Origin of the sequence: Synechococcus sp. UW179B, assembly GCF_900474245.1 — a bacterium.
Classification (GTDB): Bacteria; Cyanobacteriota; Cyanobacteriia; order PCC-6307; family Cyanobiaceae; genus Synechococcus_C.
Window position 1 is genome coordinate 80,376 of the sequence record NZ_UCNZ01000010.1, and the last position, 19,663, is coordinate 100,038.

Consider the following 19,663-nt stretch of genomic DNA (forward strand, 5'->3'; position numbering starts at 1 on the left):
TACATACCATGGATGCACCCGCCGGGTCGGATGCTCAACGCAACCTCAGCACCGGATCCCTCCCAGACTCAGTCTGGATCGACTCCTGCGGCCTACGGTTTAACGGCATTGCGTGAACGTCCCGCTCGCACGCCTGATGACTACGGCATTGAGCTTCCCGAGTGGTTGAAGCAATGTTTGGCGCACGTTCCTCCGGGTATCGGACACAGTTGTCCAACCGATCCAGAGGCCCTTTTAGCGGCTGCCTTTGATTTTGCGTTTCAACTGCACGAGGGGCAGTTCCGCGCCAGCGGTGACCCTTACATCGTGCATCCGGTGGCCGTCGCGGATCTTTTGCGAGACATCGGGGCCAGTGCCAGCGTGATTGCAGCGGGCTTCCTCCATGACGTGGTGGAAGATACCGATGTCACCCCCGATCAGCTCGAGAGCCATTTCGGTCCTGAGGTGCGTGAGTTGGTGGAGGGCGTCACCAAACTGGGCGGCCTGCATTTCACCAATCGCACTGAGGCGCAAGCAGAGAATCTGCGCAAGATGTTTTTGGCGATGGCCAGTGACATCCGGGTGGTGTTGGTGAAGCTGGCGGACCGTCTGCACAACATGCGCACGCTTGGGGCGCTCAAGGAGGAGAAACGGCAGCGCATCGCCAGGGAAACGCGTGAGATCTATGCCCCGCTGGCCAATCGCTTGGGGATTGGACGCTTCAAATGGGAACTCGAGGATCTCTCCTTCAAGTTGCTGGAGCCTGAGGCCTTCCGTGAAATGCAGCAGGAGGTTTCAACCAAGCGCAGTGAGCGGGAGGATCGCCTCTCGGTCACGGTTCAGTTGCTCTGCGATCGCTTGGCTGCCGTGGGCCTCGACAGCTGTGAGGTGAGTGGTCGTCCGAAACATCTCTATGGCATCTGGACAAAGATGCAGCGCCAGCAAAAGGAGTTTCACGAGATCTACGACGTGGCGGCGTTGAGGATCCTTGCGCCGAATGTCGAGAGCTGTTATCGCGCCCTCGCCGTTGTTCACGACACGTTCAGGCCAATCCCTGGCCGGTTCAAGGACTACATCGGGCTGCCGAAGCCCAATGGCTATCAATCCCTTCACACCGCTGTGATTGGTCGCCATCGTCCGATCGAGGTGCAGATCCGAACCTGGGAAATGCATCAAGTGTCGGAATTTGGCATTGCGGCACATTGGAAATACAAAGAGGGTGGATCCCCGGCGACCGGAGGGGATACCGAGCGTTTCAACTGGCTGCGTCAGCTTGTGGATTGGCAGCAGGAGGGGGGCTCGGATGATCACAACGACTACCTCGCGTCGATCAAGGAAGACCTCTTTGACGAGGAAGTGTTTGTGTTTACGCCGAAGGGCGATGTGGTGGGGCTCCGTAAGGGATCAACGGCTGTTGACTTTGCCTTTCGCATTCACTCCGAGGTGGGAAATCATTGCCATGGCGTGAGAATTAATGATCGGCTGGTGCCCTTGTCGACCCCACTTCAAAATGGTGACTTCATTGATATTCTCACCACAAAAAGTGCCCATCCAAGTTTAGATTGGCTCAATTTTGTAGCCACTCCAACCGCACGAAATCGCATCCGTCAGTGGTACAAACGCAGCCATCGTGATGAGACGATCGATCGCGGCAAAGAGTTGCTTGAGCGCGAGCTGGGACGGAGTGGTTTTGATGCCTTGCTGGGCAGTGAAGCGATGCGCAGGGTGGCTGAGCGTTGCAACCTGCAAACCACGGAAGATCTGCTGGCTGGTCTTGGCTTTGGGGCGTTAACGCTGCATCAAGTGCTCAATCGTTTGCGCGAAGAAATTCGCCTGCAAACGGCTGCGGTGGAGGCCCCCCTGAGCAATGAGGAGGTTGCCAAGCAACTGCTCAAGCAGTCCGAGCACACGCCCCATCGTGAGGTGCCGTCTGCGGGAGCGGCGCCCATCCTTGGGGTGGAGGGCTTGGATCATCGCCTTGGTGGCTGTTGTAGTCCGCTACCAGGAGAGCCGATCCTGGGTGCTGTGGCCCTTGGTAATCACGGCATCACCATCCATCGCCAAGATTGCGCCAACCTGGAAGCGATTCCAACGGAACGTCGCTTACCGGTTCGTTGGAATCCATCGCTGCAAGAAGCGGGATCGCGATTCCCTGCTCAATTGCGCATTGAGGTGATTGATCGCGTTGGCATTTTGAAGGACATCTTGATGCGTTTGTCCGATGGTTCGATCAACGTCAGTGATGCGCAGGTAAGAACGGCCTACGGCAAGCCGGCTCGGATCGATTTGATGGTGGAGCTTGGAAGTTCAGCGCAGCTGCAGCGCACGATGGACCAGATCCGCTCGATGGCCGATGTGATCGATATCGCCCGAACCGGCCAGAGTTGAGCAATCCGCTGTTGTCCTTGCCGTTCGAACCCTCCATCGAGGGTTTGGGTGAGTCGTATTGGGATGTGGTGGAGGCGGCGGCGTTTCCGCGAACGCAGTTGCGCTTTCGCAACAACGCCCTGTTGCGTCAGCTGGGGTTGGAGCCAGAGGCTGTGTCGGACCCAGACTTCGAGGGGGCCTATGGCCGTTTTGAAGAGCGTGTTCCCCTGCTTGCTCTGCGCTATCACGGCTACCAGTTCGGCACCTACAACCCCCAGCTAGGAGATGGCCGCGGCTTTCTCTATGGCCAACTGCGCGATCGAACCGGTTTGCTTCAAGACCTTGGCAGCAAGGGGAGTGGCACCACCCCTTGGAGTCGTGGTGGGGATGGACGCCTCACCTTGAAGGGAGGGGTGCGTGAAGTGATCGCCTCCGAGGCGTTGCATCGTCTTGGGGTGACCACGAGCCGCACGTTGTCATTGATCGAAACCGGTGAGGACCTTTGGCGTGGGGACGAGCCATCGCCGACGCGGAGTGCGGTGATGGTGCGGATGGCACGGACCCATCTGCGTTTTGGTAGCTGTGAGCGGTTGTTGTCTTTGCGTGACCCCCAGGGGTTGGAGCGCTTGCTCCGCCATGTGGTGGCGGTGTATTACCCCGATGTTGCGGCAGCCCATCCAGCCCCTGATGGCGATCGCCCGGCTTTGGAGCATCAGCTCCTCGCCTTCTATGGAGAGCTGGTGCGGCGGGTGGCTCGCTTGGCAGCTGAGTGGATGGCAGCAGGGTTTGTGCATGGCGTGCTCAATACCGACAACATGTCGCTCGTTGGTGAAAGCTTTGATTACGGACCGTTTGCCTTTTTAGACCGCTGGGACCCGAGTTTTACGGCGGCCTATTTCGATCAGACCGGGCTGTATTCCTATGGACGTCAGCCAGCGATCTGCCGAAAGAATTTGCAGCTTCTCCAAAACCCTTTGGCGATGTTGCTCGCTCGGTCGTCCATGGAGCAGTCGCTTGAGCAGTATGCAAGCACCTATCAAAACCACTATCGCTTTTGTTTGCTGAGGCGATTGGGATTGACTCCCAATCCTGATGTGGACAGTAATGATCGCCTGGTGAGCGCAACGCTGGATTTACTCGCGAGCTGGCCCGTTGCCTATGGAGACTTTTTTACTGGTCTCGTTTCGACGATTCAATCCGCTGGTTTGCCCCAAGAGCCTGAGGGCTTGCCTGTTGTCTTGAACGATGGAGAAGCACCTAGCAGGAAGGTGTGGCAAGCCTGGCGCGATGCCTGGTGGTGGCAGACCCAGGCCAGCGAGGCACGAGGAGCGGCACGAGCAGCATCTGAGCCAGAAGCCTCGGTGTCGGAACGCTTGAGGCGCTGGAACTTGAGCCAGACACCCACCCGCCCCCTGATTGAATCGCTCTGGGAGCCCATCGATCAAGGTGATGATTGGAATCACTTAAATGTATGGTTGGCTTCGTCGATGAGTGGTCTAAATAAGGATTAGGCGATTTCGGTGGCAAGCAGGCTTACGTGTAGGTCATTGAAGTCTGCATCGCCTAAGTTAAATTGGTCTTCCATTCTCCAAGAAAGATTTCCTATCGATTTAAAATGCTGCAAGCCATCGCTATTTCCAGCACTGAAGGATGTCCAATAGTCGCCGGCTGCCGTTAATGCAATGGGGGCTAATAAGCCACTGCTAAGTTGGTCGATATTGACAGTAAAAGGGATATAGGCTGCATCGTCTGTAGACACTCTTTCACCCATAGTTGTTTTTAATTTTGCACTGTTTAGTGATTGCGAATTGCCCCAAGCGGCTTTCGCATAGCCTGCATCTCCTGGAGAATAAGTGATTGTCTCACCTGTCAATTGATCTTTATCTATGATCGTGCCCCCCAAGTTTTCGATCTCGTAAAATAGGAAATCATTAGACATGTTCGAGGATTCATTGCTATATAAATTTCCAGAGAATGAAGATGCTTTGATCCCTTCAGGATTTTCAAGATTGTTGAAGTTTAAAATACCAGGCGTGTTTATTTGATTTTCTCCTAGCGCTTGGCCAAAGTTTTCTGGGATATTACTGTTGTTAATTGCCATGGCCATCGCAACGGCAACTGTTGTAGTATTTTCACTGCGGTTGTTCGATGAGTCTCCGGAAGTAAAGTCAAGAATATTGTTTGCGTCCTGTAAGGATTGCTGATCGTATTTCACCTTCAGGAATCCATCGGTGCCTTCCCAGATATCTGCTTTTATGAAATTTGCTGAACCGGTACTCTTTACAGAGTTGAAGTCAGCTAAAATTCTGTCTCCAATTTTAGGCGAATACGATGTACTTGGATTTAATGGATCAATGAAATAGATAGATGCTTCACCTTTTTCTATAATTGCATTTGAATTTTCGTCATCGATGATTATTTTTGTTGCTGTCAGTGCATGCCCTTGTCCGTCAGGCTCTCCGTTAGGGCCAAGATAAAAACCGCCAAAAATTACTGGTCCTAAATTAAGGTTTTGAGCTAAGTAATCAAAAATACCGTTTGAGCCAGAGCTGCCTGTGCCGACCACTGCATAAGGAATTGCGTTTGTAAGTTCTGGCGTAGCGATGGTTTCGCCGTTAATTTCTGCTATTACGTCGAAGCCAGCAAGGTTTCTACCGTTAAAAATATTCAAGCCAAGAGCGCTTACTCGCGCGTTTCGTTCGAACCCTAAATCTTTAATATAATCGCGAGTACCTGTTAAAGTTAGGGAAGGAGGAGAGCCTTTGGCGAGGCCTGCTTTCTCCCATTCTCTTGAGGTGTGAAAATATTTTTTAGCTAAAACTGCTCGTGTGTTAAATAATGATTCATGGCTGCCAGGAGAATCTGGTATAGCTAACAGTCCATCCAAATCAAGAGCTAGCAGCGCATTGGTTACAGCTGTTGGAGCACAAGCTAGACCGTCATAGGTTTCCAGCTGAGCGAGAGTGCCATATCTGCGATCATTGGTACCAAAAACAGTCATAATGATATATATCAATAATCACCATAGCGGGCCCATTGGGTAGTTGTTGTCTGATCTTTAAATTGCTCGACGAAGTTTCTGCGCTCTTCGGAATTTAATTCCTATATGTGTATCGCTTGGTGAATATTTTTTGGTAAAAGATGTTTGATTTATTGTCGTCAATTGCGCTAGCTTTTGATTTTGTTTCTTTCAGGTTGTAGCCAGCTTCGTGCAAGCCTCCATGTAAAGACTCCTAGAAGCATCCCAGTCAGGCATGAGCCGAGCAAAAGCCTGCTCATCACATCCCACCCCGCCGTGGCGAGCAGCTCTTGATTGAGATTGTTGAGCCCCGGCCAGCCAGCGCCTTCCCCGATGATCATGGCCCCTAGGCGGTAGTTGAACCAAAACAGCGGCACATAGGTGAACGGGTTGCTGATCCAGGTGCCTGCGGCTGCGAGCAAATGGTTGCCGCGCACAACGCTGGCCAAGCCAATTCCCAGCAGGGTTTGAAATCCAAAGAAGGGAAAGCAGCCGCAAAACACCCCTGCGGCCAGTCCGCGGGCGCGTTGGCCAGGGGTTCCCTCCTGCTGCCAGATCCACTGCAGCCATCGGTTCAAGCGTCGCTGCAATTTGTTCCGCAACCGCTTCATCGAAACTGCTGGCCGCTAATGCGGCTGAGGAAGCACCGGGATCGTAGGAAGGAGTGCGTGATGGCGGCAGGGATCGGGGAATGTCGGGGATTGGGCCAGATCAGGAGCTTTCGATCGCTGCGATCGCTACCGCTGTGGCACCGGGGCAGGGTGGCATCGCCGTGATTCGGTTGTCGGGTCCCAGTGCGGTGCGCGCCGTTGCTGCGATCACGGTGATTCCTGGTCAGCAGCTTTGGGAGAGCCACCGGATTTTGTATGGCCATGTGGTGGCTGCCGGTGGTGTGGAACGGCTCGATGAGGTGCTGGTGCTCGTGATGTTGGCGCCGCGCAGTTTCACCGGGGAAGACGTGGTCGAAATTCACTGTCACGGCGGGGTCATCGCTGTGCAGCAGGTGCTGGCGCGCGTCTTGGAGCAGCCAGGCGTGCGTCGGGCCCTGCCCGGTGAATTCAGCCAGCGGGCTGTGCTGAATGGCCGTCTTGATCTCACCAGGGCGGAGGCGATTGGTGATCTGGTGGGAGCGCGCAGCCAGCGGGCAGCGCAGCTGGCGATGGCGGGTCTTGATGGCGGGATCCAGAAAAAAATGGTGGTCCTGCGAGAGCGCTTGCTCGATCAGCTCAGTGAGTTGGAGGCCCGTGTGGACTTTGAAGAGGATCTTCCCCCTTTAGATGGTGAGGCGCTTCTGCAGGAGTTGCAGGCTGTGCGGATGGAGTTGAACGCGCTGGTGGCCGACGGCGAGCGGGGATCCGTTGTGCGCCATGGATTGAGGGTGGCGCTGGTGGGCCGGCCCAACGTGGGGAAGAGCTCCCTGCTCAACCTGTTGAGTCGCCGGGAGCGGGCGATCGTGACCGACTTGCCTGGCACCACAAGGGATTTGCTGGAAAGTGAGATCGTGCTGGATGGCGTACCGATCACCCTGCTCGACACTGCAGGGATCAGGGCCACCCGTGATGCCGTGGAACAGTTGGGAATTGCCCGCAGCCGCGATGCCCTGGCCAGTGCCGACCTGGTGCTGTTGTTGTTTGATCTCGCCCAGGGGTGGTCGGAGGAGGATCAAGCCCTGTTTGCCCAGATCCCTGACGGGGTTCCCTGCTTACGGGTGGGCAACAAAGCCGACCTACCTCTCAAGGCTGATTCCGTTGCTGGGCCTGTTTCCTCGTCGGCTTCCGTATCGGTTGCCGATGTGCGCCTCAGCGCCGTTACTGGAGAGGGGGAGCAGGATCTCGTCCGTAAGGTGTTGGAGCGTTGTGGAGGCTTGAGCGAGCAGCCCTTGCTTTTGGCCTTGAATCAGCGTCAGTCCGATCTGGCATCCACTGCGGCTGAGGCCCTGGCCCGCAGTGAGCAGGTGGCGGCCGATGGCCTTCCTTGGGATTTTTGGACGATCGATTTGCGTCAGGCGATTCGCAGCCTGGGTGAGATCACCGGTGAGCAACTCACGGAATCGGTGTTGGATCGGATCTTTTCTCGCTTCTGCATCGGCAAGTGATCAGTTCCCTTGCTGCTGTTTGGGTAAGCGTCGGGCGATCAACACCAACACGGTGATCCCCGCATAGGCGATGGCCCAGGGCTGACCCGTTCCCCAACCCAAGTGCACAACGGTGTCAGCGGTGGAAAATTGCCAGGCATGAATGACGCCAAACCAAGCGAAGACGGCCGCGCATCCACTGCAGCTTGCCGCGGCGAGGAACCGGCCTTCAATGGCAAACACCAGCAACGCTGCAAGCAGCATGGCTGTGATGATTTGTCCCTGCTCCAGCGCAAATGCACCTGCCGCCCAGACATCTCCCCTGGCGAGCTGCTGAACCATCTCTTGGTTGAAAGGTCGCTCTGCAGTGCCCAGACCGCCTGCGCGTAAACCGGCTTTCAGCAATTGGGCGCCCCATCCAGCCAGGCCAGGAAGCAGTCCGAGCACCACGGCGGGGGCATGGCGTGAGGGTGTGGCCTGAAAGGCCTGAGCGGTCATCGCAATCCCGATGTACAGCACGATCGCCATGCCGGCATCGATCGGAATCAAGAGCGCGAGCAACTCAAACAAGCCAAAGAAGCACGCTGCCGACATCACGACACCGTTCAGCCAGGAATAGCCCGAGCGGGCCCCAATCTCCTTAAAACCGGAATGGCCGATGTAGATGGTGGTGGGGAAGCAGGAGCCGAGTGCTGCAGCTGCGAGTGTCCCAACACCGTCGATTAGCAGGCAGGTGCGGGTGGCGTAGCGATCACCCGCGGCTTCTGCGCTTTCAAGGTTTTGCAGGGATCCGATCACATTGAAAAGCCCCATCGGCACGATCACCCCCAGCCAGGGGAAGAGGTCTGCTCGGTTGTCCCAAAGAATCTGCAGCTGAAGGGTTGGTGGATGCCAGCCGATGGTGCGGATGCTGTCCTGCCAAGCGCCTGGACTGGGAGCGATCAAGCCGCTACTCCAGGCGAGAACCATGCCCAGAAGAACGGCCATCAGGCCTGTGGGCAACGGCCAGCGCACCTTGGCGTAATAGCCGAGAACGATCACGGCCAGGCTCGTGAGTCCGACCAGAGGGTGGGCATAGGTCCGCAGCAGGAAGCCCAGTGCGATGTAACCGAGGGCGATCCCGGCAAGGGTGGAGAGCAGGGCCGCTCGCGGGAGCCAGCGTCTTAAGCGGTCGGCACTGAAGGCTCCTGCGATTTCGATCAGGCCGGATCCCATGCAGGCCACCATTCCTGCATGCCAAGAACGGCTGATGGCCTCAGCCTCTGTCATCCCACCATTGAGTGCTGCCAGCTTCACTGGAAGCATCACGAGAAAGATGTAGGCAAACAAACTGACTGTGTTGATGCCGTAGGGCATGGCGGTGCAGGTGTCCCGTTGCTCATCGGCGGCTAGTTGCCTGGCCAGTCGTGTGTAGGCCAGGTTCCCCACCAGAAGGCTCACTCCGGCGGCAGGCAAGATTTGTCCGAACAGCAAGGCATCCGGATAGCCGAGCACACTTCGGCAGAGGCTGATGATCAGCAAAATCTGGATCAGGTTGTTGAGCCCCAGGGCTAGAAACCCATCCAGGTCGCCTGGCCACCATGGCCCGATGAGGCGCTGTACCTTGAGCCGCATGGTCAGTGGAGACTGGCGTCATCATGAGATGCCCTTGATCTGCTCCTCTGGTGTCCCTGCAGCCGCTGTCGATCACTCCACAACTTCGCCAGCAGTTGGCCGAGTGGCTTCAGGAGGATCTCGGACGAGGTGATCTCAGTGCTCCGGCACTCCAGGGCGTGGAGGGTGAGGCCCAATGGGTGGCTAAAGCGCCAGGGGTGTTCTGTGGAGGCGTCTTGATTGAACCTCTTTTGCGGGAACTGGCGAATGGAGAGCGGAATTGGTCAATTGATGTACGCGTTGCAGACGGGGCGTCCGTTGAGGCAGGTGATGCATTGCTGCAGCTGCGTGGCCCTGCGGTGATGTTGGTTGCGCTGGAACGCACAGCTCTCAACCTGGCGATGCGCCTGTCGGGTATTGCCACGGCGACGGCCGCTCTCGTGGCTCAGTTGGAGGGCACGGGTGTGGCCTTAGCGGATACACGCAAGACCACTCCGGGGCTTCGAACGCTGGAAAAATATGCTGTCCGCTGCGGTGGTGGGGTGAATCACCGCATGGGGCTGGATGACGCAGCCATGCTCAAAGAAAACCACCTGGCTTGGGCCGGTGGCGTCACAGCCGCCATCGCAGCGGTACGCGCTGATGCACCCTGGCCAGCCAGGGTGATTGTGGAGGCGGAATCGGCTGAGGAAGCCCAGGCTGCGGTGGTAGCCGGTGCCGATGCGGTGCTCCTTGATGAGTTCAGCCCGGATGCGTTGAAAACCTTGGTCCCCTCGCTGCGGGCTCAGGCGGCATTGCGTCCTGCTCGGACATCCGTTGTGTTGGAAGCCTCTGGGGTCAACCCAGCGGAATTGCCGTTGTACGCCGCAACGGGGGTGGATCTGATTTCCTCCAGTGCGCCGATGACACGCAGCTCCTGGCTGGATCTGAGCATGCGCTTCACCCCCGCAGGGAGCTGATCATGGGCTGCCCGGGATCTGCGGGGATGCCTTATTGAGCTCGTTTCGTAAGTTTGTTGGTGGAAAATGCCAGCATGACGCCTACAAGGAGTCCGCTGATGTTGGCAAGAAAATCCATCCATTCCCCATAACGATTGGCATAGGGTTGTATGAGCTCTATCAGGCCACTGTAAAGAGCAAAAATGATGATGATGGGCCATCGCTTTGGCTTGCGTAAAGCCGTTGGAAAGGCAAGAGCTGCATAGGCAATCAAATGATGCGTTTTGTCTGTTCCTGGAGCTTCGGGCAAGCTCTCCAGAGGATGCAACGACAGAATTGTGATTGCCAAGAGTATGAATAGGCTTAGCTTGATCCAGTAACGGCTAGTTAATTCTGTTAATTTGACCATATTGATGTTACTTTTTTGGCTCCTAAAGATCAACCGGATTCAAGATCCACGTGGTCATTGCTGTCCTCTTGTCTAAGACTTGGGAGTGGCTAAATTGTATGGTTTGAGCGTTTTGTTGAGATCGCGCCAACATTTCCTCAGCCCAGGTTGGCGTGATTGGGGGCTGAAGCTCACCCGCGCCGGGGGATGATCAGGAGCTGAATTCGTTCACCGCTGCTTTCCATGCTGCGCATCGCCCAGGCTTTAGACACTCAGTTGCGTGAGGCGATGCAGCGGGCCTTCCCCGAGGTGGATGCTCTGCTCGATCCCCAGCTGGCGTCAGCCAGTAAGCCGGAATTTGGTGATTTCCAGGCCAATGGCGCCCTGCCCTTGGCCAAGCCTCTCAAGCAGGCTCCTCGCCAAATAGCAGGGGCGATTGTGGAGGCGCTTCAGGCTGACCCAGCGTTCACGTCCCTGTGTTTAGAGCCTCAGATCGCTGGCCCAGGCTTTATCAACCTCACCATTCGGCCTGAGTGCTTAGCGGCTGAGGTGTCAGCAAGGCTTGGTGATCCGCGCCTGGGGGTACCGGAGGTACACAACGATTCAGCGGTGGTGGTGGATTTTTCCAGCCCCAACATTGCCAAGGAGATGCATGTCGGCCATCTGCGCTCCACGATTATTGGCGACTCTCTGGCTCGGGTGCTCGAGTTCCGCGGTCATCGGGTGCTGCGTTTAAACCATGTGGGTGACTGGGGAACGCAGTTCGGGATGCTGATCACCCATCTCAAACAGGTGGCCCCCGAGACCCTCAACACGGCCGATGCTGTTGACCTGGGTGACTTGGTGGCTTTCTATCGCGAGGCCAAGAAGCGTTTCGACGAAGACGAAGCTTTTCAAACCACATCTCGCGAGGAGGTGGTGAAGCTGCAAGGAGGAGATCCGGTGTCTCTCAAGGCTTGGGGATTGCTCTGTGATCAGTCGCGGCGAGAGTTCCAGAAGATTTACGACCGGCTTGATATTCGTCTGAGCGAACGAGGCGAATCGTTCTACAACCCCTATCTGGCTTCAGTGCTGAGTGGCTTGAAGGAGGCTGATCTGCTGGTCACCGATGACGGAGCGGAGTGTGTGTTCCTGGAGGGCGTGAACGGGAAGGATGGCAAGCCCCTACCGGTGATTGTTCGCAAGAGTGATGGTGGGTTCAACTACGCCACCACCGATCTGGCGGCGATCCGTTATCGCTTTGCGGGGGGCTCGGACGGGGATGGGGCGCGCCGTGTGATTTATGTGACCGATGCCGGTCAGGCCAATCATTTTGCTGGTGTGTTTCAAGTCGCCAAACGGGCGAACTGGATTCCAGAGGACGGCCGACTGGAGCATGTGCCTTTTGGGCTGGTTCAGGGCGAGGACGGCAAGAAACTCAAGACCCGTTCTGGTGACACCGTTCGGCTGCGGGATCTGCTCGATGAAGCCGTTGAGCGGGCAGAAGCCGATCTCCGCAGGCGCTTGCAGGAGGAGGGACGTCACGAGGACGAGTCATTCATTCGGCACGTCGCTGGCACGGTGGGGCTCGCGGCGGTGAAATACGCCGACCTCAGTCAGAACCGGATCACCAATTATCAGTTCAGCTTTGATCGGATGCTGGCCCTGCAAGGCAATACGGCGCCCTATTTGCTGTATGCGGTGGTTCGAATTGCTGGCATTGCGCGCAAGGGGGGAGATCTTGAGGCCGAGGCCGGAATGCTGCAGTTCAGCGAGCCGCAGGAGTGGGCTTTGGTGCGGGAACTGCTCAAGTTTGATGCGGTGATTGCCGAGGTGGAGGAGGAGTTATTGCCGAACCGTCTCTGCAGTTATTTGTTCGAGTTGTCCCAAGTGTTTAATCGCTTTTATGACCAGGTTCCAGTCCTTAAGGCTGAGGGCAAGTCCCTGTCACCCCGTTTGGCGTTGTGTCGGCTCACTGCTGACACCCTGAAATCAGGGTTGGGCTTATTAGGGATTGCCACGTTGGAGCGGATGTGATGACACCATTCCTTTGTCAGTGCAAGAGCTGTGGTTCGAATTGGCTGTCACGTTTTGATTGTTTAGTGATGTGGGATTGGCTGTGAATAGACACCCTCAAGGCAATGCACCGCGCGCTCGGCCTGAGGTGGAAAGGTTGAAGGCCTACAGCGCTCCTCTCGAAGGGCGTCGCGACTTGCTCCGGCTTGACTTCAACGAAAACACGATGGGGCCAAGCCCAAGGGTCGCTGAGGCGATCCGCGCCTTTCCGGCCGAGCAGATCGCGATTTATCCCGAGTACGACGGCCTTCGCGAAGCCCTGATTGCCAATCTCGAGGCGTCGCCGGCGGGCCTGGCTTCTGTGCTGACGCCTGCCCATGTTGGGGTGTTCAACGGGGTGGATGCGGCGATCCATGCCGTGATTCATGCCTTTGGTGCGTCTGGTGACACGCTGTTGACCACCAGTCCCACCTTTGGGTATTACGCCCCCTGTGCGGGCATGCAGGGGATGGCGATTGAGGCCGTGCCCCATGAGCTTCCCGGGTTTTTGTTTCCGCTGGAGGCGATTCGAGCGGCTTTGTCGCAGAAGCCCCGCATCTTGGTGCTGTGCAATCCCAACAACCCCACGGGAACGCGTTTGCCAGCGGATCAAGTGTTGGAACTTGCGGCTGCGGCGCCTGAATCGCTCGTGGTGGTGGATGAGTTGTATGAGGCCTTCACGGGAGACAGCGTCTTGCCGTTGATTGATTTTCGTGCTGTTCCCAATCTGCTCGTGCTCCGCTCATTGGCGAAAACCGCTGGACTTGCTGGTTTGCGGATCGGGTTTGCCCTGGGTCATCCCGATGTGGTGGACCGGGTCGGCAGGGTTACGGGCCCCTATGACGTCAATAGTTTGGCGGTCACGGCGGCGATGGCGGCCTTGAAGGATCAGCCCTACACCGACACCTATGTTGCCGAGGTGTTACGTGCGCGTCACTGGATCGTTTCTGAATTAACGCGGCAGCGTGTCGTTCACCATGCGGCTGGTGGTAATTATCTGTTGCTTTGGCCTCGTCGTTCGCCTGAAGCCGTGGAAGCCGCGCTGCGGGCGGCAGGGATTTTGGTGAGATCGATGGCGGGGAAGCCTCAGATTGATGGTTCACTGCGCATCAGCATTGGCACTACGGAGCAGATGCAGCGCTTTTGGCAGGCTTATCAAGCGATTGATTCCGAGCTTTGACGGTCGATCAGGCCACATCATCACTTCCAACGTTGCTCCTGCTTGCTACGGGGGGCACCATCGCCGGCCGTGGTGCCACCAGCACCTCCCTTAACGCCTACACCGCGGGGGCATTGGCTGGATCGGAGCTGCTCCAGGCGCTGCCGCAGCTGCAAGGGCTGGCCCACATTCAGGTGGAACAACTGGCCAACTTGGATAGTGCTGATTTGCAGTTTCAGCATTGGATCCAGCTGGTGACGCGAATTCGTGAGGCTTTCGCTACCTCCCCCGAGCTGGCGGGCGTGGTGATCACCCACGGCACCAACACCTTGGAAGAAACCGCCTGGTTGTTGGAGCTCCTGATTGATGATCCGCGGCCAGTGGTGTTGGTGGGAGCGATGCGTCCGGCCACAGCCCTCAGTGCCGATGGTCCGCTCAATCTGTTTCAAGCGGTGCAAGTGGCATTGAGTGCTCGGGCCCGCGGGCATGGGGTGCTTGTGGTGATGGATGGCCAGATCCATGGAGCCAGGGCTGTCACCAAGGTGGCCACCCAGGGGGTGGGTGCGTTTCAAAGTCCAGACCTGGGCCCCTTGGGCTGGGTGGATGACAGCGGCGTGCATTTGCCGGGGGTGTCCGGGGCCCGGTTCGTTCCGTTCGCCCCATTGGTATTGCCGCCCCAGTGGCCTGAAGTGGCCATTGTTTACGGCTGTGTGGATGCCCCGGTGTCGATGGTTTCGGCCCTCTTCAAGGCGGGGGTAAAGGGGCTGGTTTGGACCGGCACCGGGGCCGGTCAGTTGTCTGCAGGGGAGTGTGAAGCGATCAAAACCTGGCCTGGGGCCTTGCCGTTGATGCTGCGCGCGAGTCGTTGCGGTAGCGGGCCCGTTCATCCCTGTGCGCTTCAGGATGCCCTGGGGTTGTTGCCGGCAGGAACCCTCAACCCTCAGAAGGCGAGGATTCTTTTGCTCTTGGCCTTGATTGCTGAGATGGAACGGGCCGAGCTGTCAGCGCTGTTGGCTTCGATGGCGATCAACGCATGACATCGATCACGGTGTTGTCACCGAGGGTTCCAGGCAGGTTGAGGTTTGGTCCCACTTTGCGCACTTCGGTCCCAGCCATCGCATCCAAAAAAGGCTGAACATCGCCGAGGTCGCATCCGGAAGGAGGCTCCCCATTCACGTATTGAACGGGAATCACCCTGCGGGGATTGAGTGCGCGCACCACCTTGGCCGCCTCCTCTCCGTTGTAGACCTTGCCGCCGCCGCCAACACCGATGATCAAGACGTCGGGGCGACCGAGAAGCACTTTGTCTTCACCGCTGAGGGTGGCGGCGGTGCCGCCGAGATGGGCGAAGTTGAGACCTGCCTGTTGCCAGCGCCACACCGTGGCTTGGCCAAAACGACGGCCACCCACCCGGTCATGGGGAGCGGCGAACCCTTCGATCCTGAGGCCACCGACCCGATAGGAGCCTGGTTTGGCCAAATAGGTGCCGCCCCCGATGCGAGCTCCTTCATCGGGTAATTCCGAACTGGCGAGGATCACCGTTGCGTTCACGCGAGGCTCAGCCAGTCCCTTGGCGCAGCCCACCGCCCGAAATGGATTCACCATCACGGATTGGCCACCTCCGCGGATGAGCAAGGCGCTATGGCCGTAATTAGTCACGGTGACGCCTGCCGCCCGAACGGGAGCCACCGTTCCAACCGCCAGCAGGGCGGAACTACTCAGAACAATGCGGAAAAGACTCTGAACCCGTTCGTGGACCGACATTGTTGATCGTCTTCTTGCCCAGGAAGCTAGCAGTGTTGTCACTGGGGTTCTGCTTGGCGCAGGAAGTTGGCCAGCAGCTGGTGCCCTGCTTCTGTGAGCACACTTTCCGGATGGAACTGCACTCCCTGGAGATGGGCGTAGTCGCGATGGCGCAGCCCCATGATGGTTCCGTCGTCAAGCCAGGCAGTGACTTCAAGGCACTCAGGAAGGGTTTCCCGTTCAGCAATCAGGCTGTGATATCGGGTCGCGGTCAGGGGTTGGGGAAGCCCGGCAAAGACGCCTTCACCGCGATGCTGAACAGGTGATGTTTTCCCATGCATGAGTTCGCGGGCTCTCACAACGCGTCCGCCGTAGGCCTGCGCAAGCGATTGATGTCCGAGGCACACGCCAAGGGTTGGGATGGTGGGTGAGAGCTGGCGGAGAACCTCAAGGCAAACACCGGCTTGATCCGGATCGCCTGGTCCCGGTGAAAGCAAAATGGCGGATGGATTGAGCTTGCGAATCTCCTCAAGGTTGAGGGCATCATTTCGTTCGACGCGACAGTCGGTCGCCACGGGGAACTGGCTGGCGAGTTCGCCCAGGTATTGCACCAGGTTGAACGTGAAACTGTCGTAGTTATCGATAACCAGGAGCATTGTTCAGAGGCCCAGGCGCAGGATCAGGGGTGGAACGAGAAGAAGGAGCGCAATCAGCATTGAGCTGATCGCAGAGACGAGCACAGCGGCAGCGGCACAATCCTTGGCAATTCTGGCGAGGGGATGGAATCGGCGGCCGATCGCCAAGTCCACGACCGCCTCGATGGCCGTATTGAGCAGCTCCAGCACCAACACGACAGCCACCGTGAGCACCAACACGGCCAGCTGGATCGCGGGCAGCTGGAGCCAAATCCCCATCCCTAGAACCAGTGCACCCGTAAAGACGTGGATACGAAAGTTCCTCTGGCTAACGAAGCCATAGCCCAGCCCTTGGGCTGCGTAGCGGAAGCTGGAGGGGAGATCCCCCGCGATCCGCCAAGCACCCCGCTTCGCGGCACGGTGGGCTCGTTGGGTGCTGCGCTGGCTGATCTCCTCTGACACCGGTGCTCCGTCTTCAGGGTTCAGCAGTGACTTCATCTGCTGATTCACAGTTGATCTCAACTAAGGAACGAACGTTACCGCCCATGCCAAGTAGGTGCTCCTGTTTCTGAAGCATTGCAGCGAGGGAGTCTTCATCGGGATGATCCCAGCCCAACAAGTGCAGAAGCCCGTGACTGACCAACCAACGCAGTTCCCGTTCCAAGCCATGCGCCTGTTCCAAGGCTTGACGACGGGCGGTGGGTACCGAGACGACGATGTCTCCTAGCTCAAGCTCCTGACCAGCACCCATCGGCATCCCACTCTCCAGGGCCGCAAAGGAGAGCACGTCTGTTGGCGTGGGTTTCTGGCGCCAGCGAAGATTCAGGTCGGCGACGCTGGCGTCATCGAGCAGCGAGACCCCAAGGCTGACCGACTCGCAGGTCCTCACAGCTTCGGGACAGGGGTGGTCGCGGCCCTGGCGAAGGTCTTCAATCCAAGCGCTTAAATCACACTCCCAGTCTCTGGCTTGCTGCAGCCTGGAGCGCGTGCTCGCGTCATCGGCCGCATCAAGGAGATCAGCGGCTGCAGGGCTGAAGGCCAGGTCGAGCGTGATCATTGCGGGAGTGTGGGTCGCCCTAACCAGGCCACCACAAGAATGAAACCAATGAACCCTGCAGCGGTTAGGCCGAAGTGGAACAGGCTCTGCCCGCCTTTGCGCACCATGTTGCGCATGGCCAATTTCACGAAACTGGGGGGTGGAGCCCCCTTGTCATCGCTTTGGGGGGTGGAGGGGCTGCTGTCGTTTTCGGGAGCCTTGGTCATGGAGGAATGATCGTGATGGATGGAGCGTCGCTCAGCCGTCGTCGTCGCTGCCTGGGCGATCCACACCTTGGCGCAGTAACGCCTGGATGAAGGGGTTGAGATCTCCATCCATCACGCCTTGCACATCCGTGGTCTCCTCTTGGGTGCGCAGGTCTTTCACCATCTGATACGGGTGAAACACATAGTTGCGGATCTGATTTCCCCAGGCCGCTTCAACGATGTCACCGCGAATGTCGGCAATTTCTGCTGCACGCTGCTCCTGGGCAATCACCAGCAATTTCGCCTTGAGCAGAGCCATGGCCTTCTCCTTGTTCTGAAGCTGAGAGCGCTCTTGGGTGCAGCGCACTGCCAGGCCGGTGGGCACATGGAGGATGCGAACGGCCGTTTCCACTTTGTTGACGTTTTGTCCACCTGCCCCGCCGGAGCGGGAGGTCGTCACCTCCAGATCTTTTTCAGGAATATCGAGATCAACCTCTTCATCGAGCTTGGGCATCACTTCCACACCCGCGAAGCTCGTTTGCCGTTTGTCATTGGCATTGAAGGGGGAGATCCGCACCAGTCGATGGGTGCCTTTTTCGTTGCGCAAGTAGCCGTAGGCGTAGCGACCTTCGATCTCAATCGTGGTGCTTTTGATCCCAGCTTCCTCTCCCTCCGATAGCTCATTGACCGTCACGCTCATCCCCTGGTCTTCAGCCCAGCGGGTGTACATGCGCAGCAGCATCTGGGCCCAGTCCTGGGCGTCGGTCCCCCCGGCACCGGCGTTGATGCTCAAGACCGCACCTTCTTTGTCGTATTCACCGCTGAGAAGCCGTTCCAATTCCCAGCGATCAAGAGCTTGTCGCAGCCGATTGAGTCCTTGCTGCGCCTCACCGAGCAGGTCTTCGTCAGGCTCTAATTCATAGAGCTCAAGGGTGGCTTGCCCATCGTCGATCGCTCCACGCCAATCGACAAGTTGCTGCAGCTGCGCCTTGACCTCGTCGAGGCGACGCATCTGCTTTTGTGCGTTTTGCTGATCGTTCCAAAAGTCGGGTTGAGCGGCGAGTTGCTCGAGATCCTGCTGCCTGGCATTCAGTGCAGGAACGTCAAAGACAGTCCTGGGCATGGCCCAGGCGGTCAGTGAGCTCGGAAAGATCGCGTTTGAAGTCTGTGAGATCCAGCAATGGGGCAACGGAGTCTTGTGATCTCGACGCTATCAGCGCGGTCGTCCTGCATAAGATTCAGCCTTCGTATGCGGCAGTTCGATGGCCAAGGTTGAGATTTACACCTGGAGCACCTGCCCGTTTTGCATTCGCGCGAAGGGTTTGCTGGACCGCAAGGGTGTGGCCTACACCGAAATCTCGGTGGATGGGGATGAGCCTGGACGGGATGCGATGGCGGCTCGAGGCAACGGCAAACGCAGCGTTCCTCAGATTTTCATCGATGACCAACATGTTGGCGGCTGCGATGAACTTCATGGCCTGGAGCGCGCGGGGAAACTGGATCCCCTGCTCGCCGGTCAGGGCTGAATAGGTGTCTGCCATGCGCCACCTCTTTGTGTTGGATCCGCTGGATCGGATCAACCCCGCCAAAGATTCCACAGCTGCGTTGATGCAGGCGGCCCAGCGCGCCGGCCATGAGGTCTGGGCGTCCACGCCTGCTGATTTGATTGCCCTCGGTGATGAGCCCCTAGCGGTGGCTGTGCCGGTGCAACCGGATCCCTGGATTGAGATCGGTGAACCAGAACGCTGTCCGCTCAAGCGCTTTGGAGCGATCTGGATGCGGAAAGATCCTCCCGTTGATGAGGCCTACCTCTACGCAACCCACCTGCTCGATGTGGCCGAGCGAGCAGGAGCCCTGGTGCTGAACCGTCCGGCATCGCTGCGCAGTTGGAACGAAAAGCTTGGTGCCTTGCGCTTCAGTCGTTGGATGGCTCCAACGTTGGTGTCGGGCCGAATTTCGGAGCTATCGGCCTTTGCGCGCGAACAGGAGGAAGTGGTTCTGAAGCCCCTCGGTGGCCGGGCTGGTTTAGGTGTTGTGCGCGTCTCCGCGTCAGCGCCAGGTCTAGGGGCTTTGCTGGAACTGGTCACGGAACAGGGTTCTCTTCCGGTGATGGCGCAACGGTTTCTGCCGGCCGTCACCGATGGAGATAAGCGGATCCTGTTGGTGGATGGAGAACCTCTAGGAGCCGTGAACCGCAAGCCCAAAGAGGGGGAGTTTCGGAGCAACCTCGCTGTTGGGGGATTTCCGGAGGCCACGGAGCTCACGGATCGTGAACGCTTGATTTGTGAGGCCTTGGCTCCCGCGTTGCGCTCGGAAGGCTTGTTCTTTGTGGGTATCGATGTGATTGGCGGGATGCTCAGTGAAATCAACGTCACCAGCCCAACGGGCATTCGTGAGGTGGAGCGGCTGATGCATGTGCCTTTGGCCGACATGGTGATTGCACGTCTGAGTGGTTCGTCCTGAACTTGCTTGTCACAATCGGAAGATTGAGC

Annotated in this window: 19 protein-coding genes; 9 read left to right on the forward strand and 10 right to left on the reverse strand. The window is 57.8% G+C overall.

Features of this window, described 5'->3' with window-relative positions; all coding sequences use genetic code 11:
• Positions 1-30 precede the first annotated feature (30 nt).
• A complete protein-coding gene (locus tag DXY38_RS05895) occupies positions 31-2,367 on the forward strand; it encodes a bifunctional (p)ppGpp synthetase/guanosine-3',5'-bis(diphosphate) 3'-pyrophosphohydrolase (protein WP_115070843.1) in 2,337 nt (778 codons plus the stop codon).
• Between the two features lie 11 nt (positions 2,368-2,378).
• Positions 2,379-3,857, forward strand: coding sequence for a YdiU family protein (locus DXY38_RS05900; RefSeq protein ID WP_244279027.1), 1,479 nt, complete (start codon positions 2,379-2,381; stop codon positions 3,855-3,857).
• Here the strand turns inward: DXY38_RS05900 and DXY38_RS05905 are convergent.
• Positions 3,854-5,347 carry a hypothetical protein gene (locus tag DXY38_RS05905; RefSeq protein ID WP_115070845.1) on the reverse strand — a complete coding sequence of 498 codons (1,494 nt, stop codon included), beginning with the start codon at positions 5,345-5,347 and terminating at the stop codon, positions 3,854-3,856. The genes DXY38_RS05900 and DXY38_RS05905 overlap by 4 nt on opposite strands.
• Before the next feature lie 167 nt (positions 5,348-5,514).
• The gene (locus DXY38_RS05910) at positions 5,515-5,976 is read right to left on the reverse strand and encodes a DUF2062 domain-containing protein (RefSeq protein WP_115070846.1); all 462 of its coding nucleotides are present in this window, start codon (positions 5,974-5,976) and stop codon (positions 5,515-5,517) included.
• Between the two features lie 80 nt (positions 5,977-6,056).
• On the opposite strand from DXY38_RS05910, the gene mnmE reads away from it, so the two are divergent.
• The gene (mnmE, locus tag DXY38_RS05915; RefSeq protein ID WP_115070928.1) at positions 6,057-7,460 is read left to right on the forward strand and encodes a tRNA uridine-5-carboxymethylaminomethyl(34) synthesis GTPase MnmE; all 1,404 of its coding nucleotides are present in this window, start codon (positions 6,057-6,059) and stop codon (positions 7,458-7,460) included.
• Here mnmE and DXY38_RS05920 read toward each other — a convergent pair whose 3' ends face one another.
• The gene (locus tag DXY38_RS05920) at positions 7,461-9,053 is read right to left on the reverse strand and encodes an NCS2 family permease (protein WP_115070847.1); all 1,593 of its coding nucleotides are present in this window, start codon (positions 9,051-9,053) and stop codon (positions 7,461-7,463) included.
• A 50-nt stretch (positions 9,054-9,103) separates the two neighbouring features.
• On the opposite strand from DXY38_RS05920, the gene nadC reads away from it, so the two are divergent.
• On the forward strand, positions 9,104-9,991 hold the full coding sequence (gene nadC, locus DXY38_RS05925) for a carboxylating nicotinate-nucleotide diphosphorylase (RefSeq protein WP_115070848.1): 888 nt from the start codon (positions 9,104-9,106) through the stop codon (positions 9,989-9,991).
• Between the two features lie 31 nt (positions 9,992-10,022).
• Here the strand turns inward: nadC and DXY38_RS05930 are convergent, their stop codons facing one another.
• A complete protein-coding gene (locus tag DXY38_RS05930) occupies positions 10,023-10,412 on the reverse strand; it encodes a VanZ family protein (RefSeq protein WP_244279028.1) in 390 nt (129 codons plus the stop codon).
• 189 nt (positions 10,413-10,601) lie between these two features.
• On the opposite strand from DXY38_RS05930, the gene argS reads away from it, so the two are divergent.
• The 3 genes from argS to DXY38_RS05945 all read left to right on the forward strand — a co-directional run bounded on the left by argS (position 10,602) and on the right by DXY38_RS05945 (position 14,588).
• Complete coding sequence (gene argS / locus DXY38_RS05935) at positions 10,602-12,374, forward strand: arginine--tRNA ligase (RefSeq protein ID WP_115070850.1); 1,773 nt, start codon at positions 10,602-10,604, stop codon at positions 12,372-12,374.
• 82 nt (positions 12,375-12,456) lie between these two features.
• Entirely contained in the window at positions 12,457-13,572 is a 1,116-nt protein-coding gene (locus DXY38_RS05940; RefSeq protein ID WP_244279029.1) for a histidinol-phosphate transaminase, read from the forward strand.
• Positions 13,569-14,588, forward strand: a complete 1,020-nt coding sequence (locus tag DXY38_RS05945) for an asparaginase (protein WP_115070852.1) — start codon at positions 13,569-13,571, stop codon at positions 14,586-14,588. The genes DXY38_RS05940 and DXY38_RS05945 overlap by 4 nt, the downstream gene beginning before the upstream one ends.
• Here DXY38_RS05945 and DXY38_RS05950 read toward each other — a convergent pair.
• The 6 genes from DXY38_RS05950 to prfB form a co-directional block, all read right to left on the reverse strand.
• Positions 14,578-15,315 (reverse strand): MBL fold metallo-hydrolase, encoded by a 738-nt coding sequence (locus DXY38_RS05950; RefSeq protein ID WP_115070853.1) that lies wholly within the window; start codon positions 15,313-15,315, stop codon positions 14,578-14,580. The genes DXY38_RS05945 and DXY38_RS05950 overlap by 11 nt on opposite strands.
• 38 nt (positions 15,316-15,353) lie before the next feature.
• Positions 15,354-15,950: an aminodeoxychorismate/anthranilate synthase component II gene (locus DXY38_RS05955; protein ID WP_115070854.1), complete on the reverse strand. Its 597-nt coding sequence runs from the start codon at positions 15,948-15,950 to the stop codon at positions 15,354-15,356.
• Positions 15,951-15,953: 3 nt separating this feature from the next.
• Positions 15,954-16,427, reverse strand: a complete 474-nt coding sequence (locus tag DXY38_RS05960) for a diacylglycerol kinase family protein (RefSeq protein ID WP_115070855.1) — start codon at positions 16,425-16,427, stop codon at positions 15,954-15,956.
• Positions 16,405-16,986 carry an rRNA maturation RNase YbeY gene (ybeY, locus tag DXY38_RS05965; protein WP_115070856.1) on the reverse strand — a complete coding sequence of 194 codons (582 nt, stop codon included), beginning with the start codon at positions 16,984-16,986 and terminating at the stop codon, positions 16,405-16,407. The genes DXY38_RS05960 and ybeY overlap by 23 nt, the downstream gene beginning before the upstream one ends.
• Positions 16,983-17,192, reverse strand: a complete 210-nt coding sequence (locus DXY38_RS13985; protein ID WP_006854039.1) for a DUF3285 domain-containing protein — start codon at positions 17,190-17,192, stop codon at positions 16,983-16,985. Before DXY38_RS13985 ends, ybeY begins: the two co-directional genes overlap by 4 nt.
• Positions 17,193-17,223: 31 nt before the next feature.
• A protein-coding gene (gene prfB, locus DXY38_RS05975; protein WP_115070857.1) for a peptide chain release factor 2 occupies positions 17,224-18,352 on the reverse strand; the annotation gives its coding sequence in 2 pieces (ribosomal slippage) (positions 17,224-18,276 and positions 18,278-18,352; 1,128 coding nt in all).
• 81 nt (positions 18,353-18,433) lie between these two features.
• Between prfB and grxC the strand changes: the two genes are divergently transcribed.
• Together grxC and gshB are read left to right on the forward strand one after the other, a co-directional pair.
• Positions 18,434-18,697, forward strand: a complete 264-nt coding sequence (gene grxC, locus DXY38_RS05980) for a glutaredoxin 3 (protein WP_115070858.1) — start codon at positions 18,434-18,436, stop codon at positions 18,695-18,697.
• Positions 18,698-18,710: 13 nt separating this feature from the next.
• Complete coding sequence (gene gshB, locus DXY38_RS05985) at positions 18,711-19,634, forward strand: glutathione synthase (RefSeq protein WP_115070859.1); 924 nt, start codon at positions 18,711-18,713, stop codon at positions 19,632-19,634.
• Positions 19,635-19,663: the final 29 nt, after the last annotated feature.

Coding starts and splice junctions, on each gene's coding strand:
- grxC (WP_115070858.1), top strand. CDS start 18,434: ATGGCCAAGGTTGAGATTTACACCTGGAGCACCTGCCCGTTTTGCATT.
- argS (WP_115070850.1), top strand. CDS start 10,602: ATGCTGCGCATCGCCCAGGCTTTAGACACTCAGTTGCGTGAGGCGATG.
- DXY38_RS13985 (WP_006854039.1), bottom strand. CDS start 17,192: ATGACCAAGGCTCCCGAAAACGACAGCAGCCCCTCCACCCCCCAAAGC.
- DXY38_RS05910 (WP_115070846.1), bottom strand. CDS start 5,976: ATGAAGCGGTTGCGGAACAAATTGCAGCGACGCTTGAACCGATGGCTG.
- DXY38_RS05895 (WP_115070843.1), top strand. CDS start 31: ATGCTCAACGCAACCTCAGCACCGGATCCCTCCCAGACTCAGTCTGGA.
- gshB (WP_115070859.1), top strand. CDS start 18,711: ATGCGCCACCTCTTTGTGTTGGATCCGCTGGATCGGATCAACCCCGCC.
- DXY38_RS05950 (WP_115070853.1), bottom strand. CDS start 15,315: ATGTCGGTCCACGAACGGGTTCAGAGTCTTTTCCGCATTGTTCTGAGT.
- DXY38_RS05920 (WP_115070847.1), bottom strand. CDS start 9,053: ATGCGGCTCAAGGTACAGCGCCTCATCGGGCCATGGTGGCCAGGCGAC.
- DXY38_RS05960 (WP_115070855.1), bottom strand. CDS start 16,427: ATGAAGTCACTGCTGAACCCTGAAGACGGAGCACCGGTGTCAGAGGAG.
- ybeY (WP_115070856.1), bottom strand. CDS start 16,986: ATGATCACGCTCGACCTGGCCTTCAGCCCTGCAGCCGCTGATCTCCTT.
- mnmE (WP_115070928.1), top strand. CDS start 6,057: ATGTCGGGGATTGGGCCAGATCAGGAGCTTTCGATCGCTGCGATCGCT.
- DXY38_RS05905 (WP_115070845.1), bottom strand. CDS start 5,347: ATGACTGTTTTTGGTACCAATGATCGCAGATATGGCACTCTCGCTCAG.
- DXY38_RS05955 (WP_115070854.1), bottom strand. CDS start 15,950: ATGCTCCTGGTTATCGATAACTACGACAGTTTCACGTTCAACCTGGTG.